This is a genomic window from Pseudomonas sp. IAC-BECa141 (assembly GCF_020544405.1).
In the GTDB taxonomy this organism is placed as follows: domain Bacteria; phylum Pseudomonadota; class Gammaproteobacteria; order Pseudomonadales; family Pseudomonadaceae; genus Aquipseudomonas.
This window is the reverse complement of sequence record NZ_CP065410.1, coordinates 3,077,353-3,091,733: the sequence shown is the minus strand read 5'-3', so window position 1 is coordinate 3,091,733 and position 14,381 is coordinate 3,077,353. Positions and strand designations below refer to the sequence as shown.

14 protein-coding genes are annotated in these 14,381 nt (G+C 58.6%); 10 read left to right on the top strand and 4 right to left on the bottom strand.

Going from position 1 to position 14,381, the window contains the following annotated elements; all coding sequences use genetic code 11:
- The first annotated feature begins 78 nt into the window (after window positions 1-78).
- Window positions 79-564: a hypothetical protein gene (locus I5961_RS14065; RefSeq protein WP_085702066.1), complete on the top strand. Its 486-nt coding sequence runs from the start codon at window positions 79-81 to the stop codon at window positions 562-564.
- Between the two features lie 74 nt (window positions 565-638).
- Window positions 639-3,014 (top strand): phosphoketolase, encoded by a 2,376-nt coding sequence (locus I5961_RS14060; RefSeq protein WP_227235545.1) that lies wholly within the window; start codon window positions 639-641, stop codon window positions 3,012-3,014.
- A gap of 4 nt (window positions 3,015-3,018) precedes the next feature.
- On the opposite strand, the gene I5961_RS14055 is transcribed toward I5961_RS14060, so the two are convergent.
- The 4 genes from I5961_RS14055 to I5961_RS14040 form a co-directional block, all read right to left on the bottom strand.
- Window positions 3,019-3,444: a potassium channel family protein gene (locus I5961_RS14055; RefSeq protein WP_227235544.1), complete on the bottom strand. Its 426-nt coding sequence runs from the start codon at window positions 3,442-3,444 to the stop codon at window positions 3,019-3,021.
- A gap of 16 nt (window positions 3,445-3,460) precedes the next feature.
- Window positions 3,461-5,302: an ATP-dependent zinc metalloprotease FtsH gene (gene ftsH / locus I5961_RS14050; RefSeq protein ID WP_227235543.1), complete on the bottom strand. Its 1,842-nt coding sequence runs from the start codon at window positions 5,300-5,302 to the stop codon at window positions 3,461-3,463.
- Window positions 5,303-5,483: 181 nt separating this feature from the next.
- Window positions 5,484-5,714, bottom strand: coding sequence for a hypothetical protein (locus I5961_RS14045; protein WP_227235542.1), 231 nt, complete (start codon window positions 5,712-5,714; stop codon window positions 5,484-5,486).
- A gap of 63 nt (window positions 5,715-5,777) precedes the next feature.
- Window positions 5,778-6,275 (bottom strand): BCAM0308 family protein, encoded by a 498-nt coding sequence (locus tag I5961_RS14040; RefSeq protein ID WP_227235541.1) that lies wholly within the window; start codon window positions 6,273-6,275, stop codon window positions 5,778-5,780.
- 258 nt (window positions 6,276-6,533) lie between these two features.
- Here I5961_RS14040 and groL point away from each other — a divergent pair, with 258 nt between their 5' ends.
- The 8 genes from groL to I5961_RS14000 all read left to right on the top strand — a co-directional run bounded on the left by groL (window position 6,534) and on the right by I5961_RS14000 (window position 14,336).
- The gene (gene groL / locus I5961_RS14035) at window positions 6,534-8,150 is read left to right on the top strand and encodes a chaperonin GroEL (protein ID WP_085702069.1); all 1,617 of its coding nucleotides are present in this window, start codon (window positions 6,534-6,536) and stop codon (window positions 8,148-8,150) included.
- A gap of 67 nt (window positions 8,151-8,217) precedes the next feature.
- A complete protein-coding gene (locus I5961_RS14030; RefSeq protein ID WP_227235540.1) occupies window positions 8,218-9,105 on the top strand; it encodes a universal stress protein in 888 nt (295 codons plus the stop codon).
- A gap of 34 nt (window positions 9,106-9,139) precedes the next feature.
- A complete protein-coding gene (locus I5961_RS14025; protein WP_085702071.1) occupies window positions 9,140-9,700 on the top strand; it encodes a nitroreductase family protein in 561 nt (186 codons plus the stop codon).
- Between the two features lie 176 nt (window positions 9,701-9,876).
- Window positions 9,877-10,131: an Lpp/OprI family alanine-zipper lipoprotein gene (locus I5961_RS14020; RefSeq protein ID WP_085702072.1), complete on the top strand. Its 255-nt coding sequence runs from the start codon at window positions 9,877-9,879 to the stop codon at window positions 10,129-10,131.
- 65 nt (window positions 10,132-10,196) lie between these two features.
- Window positions 10,197-10,829, top strand: a complete 633-nt coding sequence (locus I5961_RS14015) for an ABC transporter ATP-binding protein (protein ID WP_227235539.1) — start codon at window positions 10,197-10,199, stop codon at window positions 10,827-10,829.
- Entirely contained in the window at window positions 10,826-11,713 is an 888-nt protein-coding gene (locus tag I5961_RS14010; protein ID WP_085702074.1) for an efflux RND transporter periplasmic adaptor subunit, read from the top strand. Before I5961_RS14015 ends, I5961_RS14010 begins: the two co-directional genes overlap by 4 nt.
- Window positions 11,713-13,197 (top strand): efflux transporter outer membrane subunit, encoded by a 1,485-nt coding sequence (locus I5961_RS14005; RefSeq protein ID WP_085702075.1) that lies wholly within the window; start codon window positions 11,713-11,715, stop codon window positions 13,195-13,197. The genes I5961_RS14010 and I5961_RS14005 overlap by 1 nt, the downstream gene beginning before the upstream one ends.
- Entirely contained in the window at window positions 13,194-14,336 is a 1,143-nt protein-coding gene (locus I5961_RS14000) for an ABC transporter permease (protein ID WP_085702076.1), read from the top strand. The genes I5961_RS14005 and I5961_RS14000 overlap by 4 nt, the downstream gene beginning before the upstream one ends.
- The last annotated feature ends 45 nt before the right edge of the window (window positions 14,337-14,381 follow it).

The window sequence follows — 14,381 nt, the reverse complement described above, 5'->3', positions numbered from 1 at the left end:
AGCCAGGTTGATCTAAATCAATAGGCAGCCTGTCATCGGTTCCATGCTCTGGTCACATGCGGAGATTGGCGCCGGGTCATGAACACCAACAAACCAATGGGGATTCACGCGGTGCAAGGCTGGCGGCGGAGCAGGGGAGCAACAGCTGGAAATCTGCGCCGACCGGGCAAAAGGCATTGGATACGTGACGCAACCCACCTGTTGATAATCTTGCTGCTGTTGCCGGTTGGATACTTCACTGCGTATCACTTTGCTGCCCATACGTTGAGGGAGCTGGTGAACGTTTGTACCGCGCGTTTTGAAGTAGAGTTCGAACAGGCCGAAGTAGAGCCTCCGCTCGAAGTTCTATCGCGATCCTTGTGCGAATGTCAGGCAAAAGCGCTGCTCAAAAAAAACGGAGTTGTGCGACTTGCCTTGGTCGACAGCCACTTACTGGCTCCGCAGTCACTTGAGCCCGTAACAGAGCAAGATGCAGAAGCCTGCATCAATGCTCTGTGGAAGCATGATGCTGAATGGACCGGGCGCTTGCCCGTTGTGGGGGTGTTCGCCGAGGGTGACGCTTGATTTATATCAAGTCCCGAGAGCTTCAGCCTTTCAGAATCTGGGAACTGGCGTTGAATGGTCTGGCGGGCAATTTCATGAGCGATTTTCTCAGTGCCGAGCAATTGGACGGTCTGGATGCTTACTGGCGAGCAGCCAATTATCTGGCCGTCGGGCAGATTTACCTCAAAGACAACCCTTTGCTCAGGGTGCCTCTGCGTCGCAGTGACATCAAATCGCGTCTGTTAGGGCACTGGGGCACGACGCCGGGGTTGAACCTGATTTACACCCATCTCAACCGGCTGATCACCACGTATGACCTGAACATGCTGTTTGTTGCCGGCCCCGGCCATGGCGGGCCGGCGGTCGTTGCGCAAACGTATCTGGAAGGCACTTACACCGAAATTTGTCCAACGGTCGAGCGCAACGCCAATGGCCTGTTGAGTCTGTTTCGGCAGTTTTCCTGGCCGTATGGCCTCTCCAGTCATGTGTCGGCGCAGATTCCCGGCTCCATCCACGAAGGCGGCGAACTGGGTTACAGCCTGGCACACGCCTATGGCGCTGCGTTCGACAACCCGGATCTGATCGTCGCTTGCGTGATCGGCGACGGCGAGGCTGAAACCGGTACGCTGGCCGCCAGCTGGCATTCGAACAAGTTTCTCAATCCCGTGTGTGACGGGGCGGTGCTGCCGATCCTGCACCTCAATGGCTACAAGATCGCCAACCCCACGGTGTTGTCCCGAATCCCCGAGGATGAACTTTCGGCACTGATGCGTGGCTACGGCTACGATCCCTATTTCGTCGAAGGCACTGACTCGGTGCAGGTGCACCAGGCCATGGCGCAAACCCTGGATACGATGCTGTTGAAGATTCGTCGGATCCAGCGTGAGGCGCGTCGACGGCCGGCCCACGCCGTGTCGCAGCGGCCCGTCTGGCCAATGCTGGTATTGCGCACCCCCAAGGGTTGGACAGGGCCCCAGTTTGTCGATGGACACCGGGTTGAAGGCACCTGCCGAGCTCATCAGGTCCCTCTGGCCGACTTCAGTCAGCCGGTTCACCTGCGACAGTTGGAAGAGTGGTTAAGAAGCTATCGTCCCGAAGAACTGTTTGACGCCCAAGGGACTCTGGTGCCGGAAATTGCAGCGCTGGCACCCACTGGGCAGCGGCGCATGAGTGCCAATCCCCACGCCAATGGCGGCCTGTTGCTACGGGCACTGGATCTGCCGCGGTTCGCCGACTATGCCGTGCCGGTCGAAACGCCCGGCAGCGTGCGTGCCGAAGCGACGCGTGTGCTGGGGAAATACTTGCGTGACGTGATGAAAAACAGCCTGGCGACGCATAATTTTCGCCTGTTCGGACCCGACGAAACCGCCTCTAACCGACTTGATGCGGTGTATGAAGTGACCGGCAAAACCTGGCTCGACCCGCTGGATCCTGACGACCTCAACCTGAGCACTGATGGCCGGGTGATGGAAATACTCAGCGAGCAGGTATGCGAGGGCTGGCTGGAAGGTTATCTGCTGACCGGCCGCCACGGCTTGCTATCTTGCTATGAGGCGTTCATCCATATCGTCGATTCGATGGTCAACCAGCACGCCAAGTGGCTCAAGACCGCTGCCGAAGTACCGTGGCGCAAGCCGGTGGCGTCGCTCAATTTTTTGCTCACCTCCCATGTGTGGCGCCAGGACCACAATGGCTTTTCGCATCAGGACCCGGGGTTCATCGATCTGCTGGCGAACAAAAAGTCCGACATCGCGCGAATCTACCTGCCGCCGGACGCCAATTGCCTGCTGTCGGTGGCCGACCATTGCCTGCGCAGCCGCCATTACATCAACGTCATCGTGGCCGGCAAACAACCGGAATGGCAGTGGCTGGACATCGACGCGGCGCAGCGCCATTGCCAGGCCGGCATCGGCCGCTGGGCCTGGGCCTGCCGCGATGACGAGACACCGGACGTGGTCATGGCCTGCGCCGGAGACGTACCGACCCTGGAAACCCTCGCAGCCGTGACATTATTGCGCGACTACGTACCGGACCTGCGAGTGCGGGTGGTGAATGTCGTGGACCTGATGGTGCTTCAACCGTCGTATCAGCACCCTCACGGTTTGTCGGACAGTGCGTTCGACGCGCTGTTTACCGTCAACAAATCGGTGATTTTTGCCTTCCACGGGTACCCGGCGCTGATCCATCGGTTGCTTTATAAGCGCGCTAACCATGACAACTTCCATGTCCGCGGCTTTACGGAGGAGGGCGCGACCACCACCCCGTTCGACATGGCTGTAATCAATGGTCTGGATCGCTATCGATTAATGCTCGATGTGTTCGAGCGCGTACCTCGGCTGCAGGACTTGGTGCATGAGGCGCGGACGCGCTACTGGTCGCAAATGGAGCGGCACAAGCTCCATCTCATCGAGCATGGCGAGGATCTGCCCGAGGTGCGCAACTGGCAATGGACGTCTCCACCGGTCCCGTAAACGGCTACTTACCCTTCCAGTACTTCTGCATTTCGAGAAACAGAAACGAAGCGGTCCACGTAATGAGGACCAGACCGGTCAGCGCTTCAAGGCCGGTCAGGTACTTGAGGTGGCCGACCGGGGAAATATCACCGAAACCGATGGTCGTGTAGGTCGTGAAGGAGAAGTACACGCAGTCCATGAAGGTGCCGTCGAAGTTGCCTGTCAGATAGCCCCACTGGCCGGAATGCGCCATCAGGTAATAAGCCAGGGCAAATGCCCAGACTTCGATGGCATGGGCCAGCAGACTGCCGAACACGCCAACGACAATTCTGAACCGGCGCCACATTTTCAGGCGCGGCAACCAATCATTCAGACGCAGCAGGCATTCGTAGTGAATCACCACGGTGACGATCACCACCAACGTGTTGATCAGCGTGACTGCCAGCATTCGCCAGCCTCCCTTGTCAGGACGATGCCGCGTCAGTCCGTGCAGGTTGCGCAGTGCGCTCAAGCGGCCTTAGCGCGGCGAACTCCTCGGGAGTCAGGGTTTCCTTTTGCAGCAAGAGGCGGGCGCCGGCCTCCAGCTCAGGACGCAACCTCTCGAGCAGGGCTTTGGCTCGTTGCCACGCGTCGTCCAGCAGTGCGCGAATAGCGAGGTCGATTTCCCGCGCGGTCTGCTCCGAATAGTCCTTTTCGCCGGATTCGGGCACTCGCTCGCCAAGCCAGGTCGCATTGCGCCGCTCCAGAACCGCTTGGCCGAGTTCGCTACTCATACCAAAACGCGTGACGATTTGACGGGCGATGTCCGTGGCGTGGGCCAGATCATCGGCAGCGCCGGTGGAAATCTCCCCGATCACCAGAAATTCCGCCGCGCGTCCGGCCATCAGCACGACCATCCGGTCCTTGAGCATCTGGCAACTGATAAGAAAGTGGTCTTCGGTCGGTCGCTGCAAGGTGTAGCCCAGCGAGCCGATGGCCCGGGGAACGATCGAGACTTTGTGCACCGGATCCATGGCCGGTAAGTGACTCGCGGCGAGCGCATGGCCCATCTCGTGATAGGCCACTATCTGGCGTTCCTCGGGACGCAAGATGCTGCTCTTGCGCTCGATGCCGGCAACCAGTCGTTCCACGGCGGCGGTGAAGTCGACGAGTTCCACCACGTCCGCGCCGCGGCGGGTCGCAACAATTGCCGCTTCATTCACCAGGTTCGCCAGATCCGCGCCAGTGAATCCTGTAGTGATGTCAGCGATCCTTTCGCTATCGATAGTCGGTGACACGGTGATTTTCTGCAGGTGTACCTTAAGGATCGCTTGTCGGCCTTTGCGGTCCGGTCGGTCGATCAGCACTTGGCGGTCGATCCTTCCAGCGCGTAACAGCGCAGGATCGAGAATCTCAGGTCGGTTCGTCGCAGCCAGTAATACCACGCCTTCGCGAGGGTCGAAGCCGTCCAGTTCCGAGAGCAGTTGATTGAGGGTCTGCTCCTTCTCGTCATTGCCACCGAACGCGCCGACTCCGCGCATTTTGCCCAGTGCATCCAGCTCATCAATGAAGATGATGCAGGGCGCGGCCTGGCGTGCCTGCTCGAACAGATCGTGGACCCGGGCGGCACCGACCCCGACGAACATTTCGACGAACTCAGAACCAGAGATCGAGAAAAACGGCACACCGGCCTCACCCGCGATGGCCTTGGCCACCAGCGTCTTTCCGGTACCGGGCGGGCCGACCAGCAGCGTCCCTTTGGGTATGTGTGCGCCCAGACGGGCATAGCGGGCCTTATCCTTCAAGAACGACACAATTTCCATCAGTTCGAGCTTGGCTTCATCGATCCCGGCAACGTTGTCAAATGTGACGCCTGTATCCCGTTCGACAAACACCTTTGCCCGTGACTTGCCGATACTCATCAACCCTCCAAGGCCCTGCTTTTCGGCGAAACCGCGGAACGCAAAGTGCCAGACCACCGTGATCAGGATCAACGGTAGTAACCAGCCCAACAGCCCGCTGAGCAAGGTGTCTTCATTGGCGCCGCTGAATCTGACCCCCGAATGCGCCAGGTCCGCCGCCAGCGTCGAATCCACCCGGAACGTAGTGAATAGTTCATGGCCGTCGATGGGCTCCAGTAACTTGCCGCTGATCTGGTCTTTCTCGACCCGCAGATCGTTGACCTTCTGGTCGTTCACCAGTTGCAGGAACTGGCTGTACGGAATGCTCTGCACAGCATGACGTTCGGCAAACCAAAACTGCACGAGTGCCAGAACAATGAAGGCGATCAGGAAGTACGAAAGGTTCCACTGGTGGTTGTTTTTCATGGTCTTGTCTCAACGAAGACGGTGGCCACGATGCAAGAGAGCAGGGCACGGTCGCCTTGTTTTTTTCTACACCTGAGTGGCAAAAAATCCTTGAGGAATATCAACAATGCCCGTTCGACGCCCGACTGAACGCCGCTGAAGACCATGCCGCGACCGCCAGGCTTCGTGCAGATCAAGCAGCCTATTGAGCGTGTTTTCTTGCAAGCAGCCATGCTTGCCAAGCCTGCCGGTATTTCTCATCTGCACATTTTTTGGCGATCGAGAACTTGAGCATGGTCTGGGAGGAAAAGGGTTCATCCAGAACGGAGTAGGCTTGATCGGTGAGACGATCAGCTTCAAGAAACAGCGCCTTGCAGTGTTTGATGGCGTCGCTGTCGGCCACATAAGGGTTCGTTGATTCATTGATGGGCATGGCCGTTGACCTTGAGCAGACAGGTAGTCGAGTCGGGGATGTACAACAACTGCGCTGTCCGGGTTATTCCTCACGAGACCAGCGCACGCTCATGCCATATTCGCTATCGCTGTAGTGGTATTCAGAGTTGCCTTTGAAAGCACCTTTCAGGGCGTGCCCAAGACGATTGGCAAGGTGAATGCCAGTAGTGGTCACGACCAGCTCATCGGACGCGTCATCGAGCTTGATGATGCGCTCAAGGGGATGCTCGGCCTTTTCCTTTTCCTCAGTGTGTTTAATCAGCTGGACGATTTCCCCACGGTGCTGGTGCACGTAGCCGCCGGACAGGGTCAGGATACCCGCAGGCCTGTTGTCTTCGATGCGCCGACAGGCTGGACAGATCATTGTTTGCGCACCGTGAACCACGGTGTTTTCCTGGCGTTTCCAGCTCCAGATTCCCGCGGTATACACGGCATCACATTTGGGGCAAACGGCAGGGCCCTCCGTGCGTGGGGCGCTATAAGGGTCATGTGAGACGTTCTTGAACAGTTTGTCTTTTTGGCTTTGCTGAAACTTGTCCATGATGTTCCTCCAGAGATGATCAAAACAACCGGCGCTTGCTGAAGCGCACCTGCTCATTTCGACGCGATCCGGGTTCCAGCAGGTTGATTTTTATCAACTGCGATGCAAGCGCGGAAGGCAGCTCGAACCAATGGTCCGCGTTCAGGCATGAGGCGACAGGAAGACCGGGCTGCGCAGGACTTTGTTGATAAAAGTCAACGTCGTCGGGAGTGGTTAATGGACCCTGCTTGAATGTGGAATCGGCAGGAGAGCGATCCGATGGCTCACAGCAAACTGGTATTTCGCGGCGCCGCCCGCGAGAGGATTCTCAGCGGTGCCACTCAGTTGGCGGATGCCGTGCGCGTGACGCTGGGCCCCAAGTCCAAATCGGTGCTGATTCAGAATAAATGGGGCAATCCAACAGTCTGCAATGACGGTGTAACGATCGCCAGGCGCATCGACCTGCTGGATCCGGAAGAAAATCTCGGTGCGCAAATGTTGCGTCAGGCTGCCGAGCGCACCGGTGACGCGGTGGGGGACGGTACCAGCACTGCAACGGTGCTGGCCCAGGCCATCCTCGCGGACGGTATCCGCAATGTGGTGGCGGGTGCCAGTGCGATCGACCTCAAACGCGGGCTCGATCGCGGACTCGCTTTGGTTGTGGAGTCGTTGAGGACGCTGTCGCGACCAGTGAGTACGCCCAGGGAAAAGGTCCAGGTCGCGACGCTATCCGCGCATAACGATGCGGTCATTGGCCAACTGGTAGCCGATGCCCTGGAGAAGGTTGGTATTGAAGGAGTGGTCAGCGTCGAGGAGTCAAAAACCACTGAAACGGTGGTCGAGGTCATGGAAGGCATGCGCTTCGACCGAGGCTATGTCTCGCCATATTTCGTCACCGATACCGAAAAGATGCAGGTGGAACTCGATGACGCTTACCTGTTGTTTTGCGACCACAAGATTCTGAATCTCAAGGAGTTGCTGCCCCTGATGGAGCTCGTGGCCAAGAGCGGCCAGCCCCTGGTGTTGATCGCGGATGACATAGAAGGGGAGGCGTTGACCACGCTGGTGGTCAATCAGATACGCGGTGTGCTGCGAGCGGTGGCGATCAAAGCTCCGGGCTTCGGTGACCGGCGCAAGGAGATGCTGCAGGACATGGCCGTTCTGACCGCAGGAACGGTGATTTCCAATGACCTGGGCTTTGCCCTCGAACAGATCGAGTTGAGTCAATTGGGCCGGGCGCATCGGGTGGTGGTGCAAAGGGACAGTTCGGCGTTGATCGGGGGGGCTGGCAATCGCGAGGCCATCGAGGCGCGGATGCAGCAAATCCGCGCACAAATGGAGACGACTACCAGCGACTACGACCGTGAAAAGCTACAGGAACGCTTGGCCAGGCTCTCGGGCGGCGTCGCGGTGGTCCGGGTCGGAGCGCCTTCGGAAGCCGAGATGAAAACCCGCAAGGATGCGTTGGATGACGCCATTTCCGCCACTCGTGCAGCCATCGCCGAAGGCATTGTGCCAGGCGCCGGCATGTCTTTGCTCAAGGCCGTCCCGAAGATTGCCGCCGAGGAGATGCAGTATGAGGGGGATGCCCGCACGGGTCTGCAAATCATGCGGCGCGCTTTGGAGGCGCCGGCCAGGGTCATCGCTGAAAACTCGGCAGTGGATGCCGGCGTCGTTGTTGCGAGGATGTTGGCGGAGCCTGGCAACATTGGCTTCGACGCGTCGGTCAATCGCTACGTCGATCTTTACGAGGCCGGAATCATCGACCCATCCAAAGTGGTGCGGATCGCCCTTGAAAATGCAGTGTCAGTGGCCAGCATCCTGCTGCTGACCGAGGCAATATTGACGGATATTCCGGAGAAAGAGTCGCCGATCCCGCCTGGGTTCAGCGAATGAGGTCCGGCAGTGTCGCCGGGCGTTTGAGCAAGGCCGGTCTCGCGACCTGCCTGACGGGAGACAGATCATGAGCCAATATCAACGCCTTTTGCTGATCATCAACCCGCTCCTGCGCCGCTCTCCGGCAATCAACCATGCCGGCGCGCTGGCCAGGGCCAGTGGTGCGACATTGCACATCGTCGCCCTCGTCAAGACACTGGACATTCTGTGGCTACTTGACGAGGGCAGCAGGAAACAGGTTCGGGAAAGCTATCTTCAGAACCAACGCGACTGGTTGAAGTCCCAGGCGGAGAAACTGTCTGGCCGAGGCGTAGCAGTGACCTGCGAAGTCGCTTGGGCGGACGACATAAAACAGGAGATTTCTGATCACGTTACAGAGTTGAATCCCGACTTGCTTATTAAGGAAGTGCAACACGAGTCACTGCTCAAACGTGCATTCTTCACCCCACTGGACTGGTATCTTTTGCGCCAATGCCAAGTGCCGGTGTACCTGCTTGGCGGCGCGGCCCATGCATTACCGCGCAAGGTTGTAGCCGCGGTCGATGTCTCTACGAACGGCTTGGAAAATAATCGGTTGAACGAGCGCATCATCCAGCAGGCCACTGCGCTGGCTATCCAGTGTGATGCCGAATTGCACCTGTTGTATGCCTATGACGTTTCGCAGGAATACCTGGCAGAACTGGGCGATGGCCTGAAAATCGCCGAACTGACTAAAGGCTTGCGCCGTGAGTTTGAAAAGACCTACCTCGACTGGGCCAGTCAGCATGGCGTACCGGCTGATCGCCGGCATTTTGTGGTGGGTAACCCCGTTGCGGCGCTCAGCGAGTTCACAGACGAGCATCAGGTGGATGTAATCGTCATGGGGCGCGTGCAATTCCACGGTCTGGACAAGCTGCTCGGCAGTACCACCGAGCACATTCTGTATCAGGTCCCTTGCAACGTTCTGGCTGTGTAGCACCGCGCCGGAGGTCCCTGTAGGAGGAATGCTCATGAACATTGACCAGGCCATTTCTGGCCGTCATTCGACACGTGAATACACGGCGCAGGCTGTCGATGAAGAGGTCATTGTGCGCTTGATCGGTGCCGCCACCTTGGCGCCAAGTGCGATGAACCAACAACCCTGGCGATTCACCGTGGTTCGCGACCAAGCGTTGCTGGATCGAATTTCACGCGAGGCGAAAGCCTGCATGCTCAAGACGCTGGCACCGGGATCACAATCAGAGCGCTTTCACGCGTTGCTCGATGACGAGCACTTTCAGATTTTCTATCACGCACCGGTACTGATCCTGATCTCGGCTGACGCACCCGGGCAATGGGTGGTCGAAGACTGTGCGCTGGCCGCCCAGAACCTGATGCTCAGTGCCTGTGCAGAAGGACTGGGCACTTGCTGGATCGGTTTTGCCCAGCCGTATCTCAATACTCAACAGGGCAAGCAAATGCTGAATCTTCCACAGGCGTGGGTTCCGGTAGCACCGATCATCGTCGGCCATCCGAAAGCCGCGCCGGCGCCTGTTGCCCATCAGGCACCAGAGATTCGCTGGATTGGTTGATGCACCGCTGAGCATTCATCCGGATGAGCGGGCACGCGCACATTATTGCGACGAGTGATTAACCGGCACGCCGGGTTGGCCATTCATTGACAAAAATCACAGTGCCGGCGCAGGGGGGGCGGATACTTTGAGGGGTGCCGGCGTGTTCCCGGCTCACTCAACTGAGGAGAACCACCATGAACAAGCGTTTATCTGTTGTTGTGCTGAGCGTCCTTCTGGCGATGACGGCGGGGTGCAGTCATAAGCATGTGCAAGAAATGAATGCTCGTATCGATTCGGCACAAAGCGCTGCCGCTGCTGCGCAATCCAGAGCCGATGCCGCGTATTCAAAAGCGGAACAGGCGCAGGCCGCGGCCAGTCAGGCACAACGCACCGCCGATGAGGCCAATGAACGCGCCAGCCGAATGCTTGAAAAGGCGAGTCGCAAATAATGACCCCCCACCCGGCCATCGTTGCGAGCGGGTTGTGTAAGTGGTTTGGCGAAGGCAGTACGCGCATGAAAGCGGTCGACCAGGTGGCGCTGGTCGCGCAGTTCGGCGAAATGGTGTTTGTCGTCGGCCCCTCGGGTAGCGGCAAGACCACACTATTGAGCATCCTCTCCGGCATCCTGCGACCCGACTCTGGAACGGTGCTGATTAATGGCCTGGACATCTGGAGCCTGAATAGCGACAGATTGGCCGAACTGCGCCTGGATCACATCGGGTTCGTGTTCCAGGACTATCACTTGTTTTCGCGGTTGACGGCGGCCGAGAACGTCGCCATCCCCCTGATCCTTAGGCATCACAAATGGAACGATGCGCTTTCGAAGGCCCGCCAGAGTCTGGAGGTGGTGGGCCTGAAGGATCGGGGGAACATCTTGCCCATGAAGCTTTCCGGAGGGGAGCAACAGCGCGTTGCCATTGCCAGAGCCATCGTGGGGGAGCCGCAAATCTTGATAATGGACGAGCCTACGGCATCTCTGGATGGGGACACGGGAAAAATGATCATCGCGTTCGTCAAGGAGAGAGTACTCAATCAGCAACGCTGCATCCTTATTGTCACTCACGATGCACGGATCAACGAGTACGCCGACCGTATCATCTACATGGCTGACGGCCGAATCAGCGAAACCGGGCATGCCATATCGTGAAAAAGTCCCTGCTGTTTACGCTGGCGGTAGTCGGTGTTCTCGGGGGGCTGATCGCCGCCTATCTGCTCGGGCGGACACCGCAGCCGCTGCCGCCCGCCTTCGCACCAGCGAGCAGCAACGATGCCAGCGCGATCTATGCCAATGGCATCATCGAGGGCGAGCAGCCCGGTGGCAGCAATATCGTGATCTATCCGCAGGTGGCCGCGCCGGTAACCCGGGTGTGGGTGCAGGAGGGGCAGACGGTCAAACGCGGGGAGCCGCTGGTCACACTTGACGACGCGGTGCCACGCGCCAATTTTGAACTGGCCCAGGCCAGCCTGGCCACCGCCCGCGACCAGTACAACAAGCGCTTGGCGTCTTACAACATTGATCCGAAATCGATCAGCAAAGATACCCTGGACACCGCGCGCAATTCCGTGACCCAGGCGCAGGCTGCCCTCAAGGCGTCGGCGGCGTTGCTGGCGCAATACCTCATCAAGGCGCCAGCGGACGGTGTGGTGATGACTATTAACAGCGCAGTGGGCAGTTATGTATCGCCCCAGGGGGCCTATGACGTTTACACCCAAGGGTTCGCGCCGCTGCTGGTCATGAGCGCCGATCAGGCGCATCTGGCTGTGCGCTGTTATGTGGACGAGATTCTGATCGCCCGATTACCAGCGCCCGAGCACATGCAGGCGCAGATGCTGATTCACGGCACGGACATCCGTGTGCCGCTGGCCTTCGTGCGGGTGCAGCCCTACGTATCGCCGAAAATCGAGCTGTCCAACCAGCGCCGGGAAAAAGTTGACCTGAGGGTGCTGGCGGTGATTTTTCGCTTCGAGAAGAAAGATCTGCCGAACGTCTACCCGGGGCAGTTGGTGGATGTGTTCATAGGTCAGAAATAATGGAAAGGGTAGACCGGTTACGCCGCACTGGACGCTTCTGCCTTGCACTGAGCCTGTTGCTGGGCAGCGCATGCACGGTCGGCCCGGATTTTTCGCCTCCGGCCACGCCTGTGTCAGAGCGTTATCTGAACGAGCCGCTGCCGGGGACTGTTGCGGCGCAGGGCGAGGTTCAACAGTTCGTGCCCGGCGGTGAGGTCACACCGGACTGGTGGCGTTTTTTCCACTCGACGGCGCTTGATGCACTGGTGCGCCAGGCGATCACCCATAACATGACCGTGCAGGCGGCCGAGGCCAGTTTGCGTCAAAGCCAGAACGCGCTCAGAGCCGGTCACGGGGTCTTCTATCCGCAGCTCGATGCCCGCTTCAGCGCCAGTCGTGAGCGCAGCGCGCCGGTCCAGCAAGGGCTGACGACGGCAGGCTCGATCTTTAACGTGATGATCTTCAGTGGCACGATCAGCTACACCCTCGATGTCTTTGGCGGCGAGCGACGTGCCGTGGAGGGCTTGCAAGCCCAGGTCGATCGCCAGACCTGGCTGACTCAGGCGGCCTATCTCACGCTAACGGCCAATGTCGTCAATACGGCCATTGCCCGGGCAGCCTATACCGCGCAGATCGAGGCCACGGAACAATTGATCGGTTTGCAGCGCCAGCAGCTGCAGTCCACCCAGGTTCAGGTGCGCAGCGGAACGGTGCCTTATTCGGCGACATTGAGCCTGCAGAGCCTGATCGCGACTAACGAGGCCTCGTTACCGGCGCTCAAACAGAAAGTCAGTCAAAGCGAGCACTTGCTGGCCACGCTCGAAGGCGTGATGCCTGCAGAACTCAAACTTCCCGACATTCGCTTGACAGCACTTTCGTTACCGCACGATCTGCCGGTCAGTCTGCCTTCCGACCTAGTGCGCCAGCGTCCGGATATCCTCACCGCCGAGGCGCAATTGCATCAGGCCAGCGCGCAAATCGGTGTCGCCACGGCGGCTATGTTTCCCAGCTTCAGCTTGAGCGGTACCTACGGGGCGGCTGGGTCGTACACCGGTTCACTGTTTGCCGGTGCCGGACGATTCTGGAACTTCGGGCCGTCGATCGATATTCCGCTGTTTCAGGGAGGGCGCCTGTGGTACAGCCGCCAGTCGGCAATTGACGCCTATCAGCAAGCAGCGGCGAACTACCGACAAGTGGTGCTGGAGTCTTTCGCGCAGGTGGCGGATGTGCTCAGGGCAATAGAGCTCGATGCGCAAACGTTACAGAAGCAGGCCGAGGCGCAGGCCGCTGCCCGAGAGGCCTTGAGATTATTACAGGCCAACTATCGCTCGGGTTTGGTGACCTATCTGGATCTGCTCGTGGCCAACGTGCAGTTGCATCAGGTCGATATTGCTTACCTTCAAGCATTGGCGCAGCGGCATCAGGACACGGTTGCGTTGTTCGTGGCGCTGGGCGGTGGCTGGTGGAACCGGCCCGATACTGGCATTAGCGGAAACTGGCCATGAAATACAGTGGAATTCTGCGCATCGGGTACAAACTCCTAGTCAATGATCGCGCCAAATTCTCGGCGTTACTGGTGGGTATCACCTTCTCAGTGTTCCTGATGATGCAAATGACCGCCATGTTCGCTGGCATCCTGAACCGCGCCTATTCGACGGTCACCAATGTCGGAGCACCGATGTGGATCATCGATCCGGCGGTCAACACCCCGACGATTGCCATCCCGTTGCCGGACTACCTGCTGGACGCAGTGCGCAGCATGCAGCAGGTGGAATACGCCGTCCCGGTATTCATTGGCAGCGCCCAGGTGCGCCTGGAAAATGGCACATATCAAGGGGTTAGCGTGATTGGTCTGGACGACACCAGCCTGCTCGGTCGTCCGGCCCTGGAGCAGGGCGCCATCGAGGATATCTACGCCGAAAACGCGTTCATCGTGGTTCACGATGCTGAATTCGCAAAACTGGGCAACCCTGCCATCGGTACCTCGTTCGAGCTCAACGACCACCGGGGCATCATCGTCGGCATCGCCAGGGTTCTGGTCGGTGGATTGACCGGAGTGCCGACGCTTTACACAACCTACCGGCGTGCCATCGAATACATCCCTACGACACGCTTCACCGTGTCATACATCTTGCTCAAGCCCAGAAGCCGGCAAGGTGAGGCAGCCATCAAGCAGCAAGTGGCGCGGTTGGGCTACATCGCCCTGACCAGGGATGAGTTCAACCGGCGTATTGCCGACTTCTACATCTATCAGACCGGTGTCGGGACCAATATTCTGATGATGACAGTCATCAGTTTTCTGGTCGGCCTGTCGATTTCCGGTCAGACGTTCTACAGTTTCATTCTGGAAAACCTGGATAAGTTTGCCGCTTTGAAAGCCATCGGCGCCAAGAACCGGGAGATGGTCTACATGATCTTCTTCATGGCCATGTTCACCGCGATGACCGGTTATGGTCTGGGCATCGGACTGGTGACTCTGATGATCGTCATCGCACGAACCTATCTTCCCAACTACGCTGCGATCGTCACTTTCTGGAATCTGGGACTGGCGTTTGGTCTGGTGCTGTTGATTGCCGGGTTTTCCAGCTACCTGGGCATTCGCAAGGTGCTGAAGATCGAGCCGTTCGACATTTTCAGAGGCTGAGGCCCAAGAAAAAGCCCCTTGCCAGTTTTCCGGCAAGGGGCATAC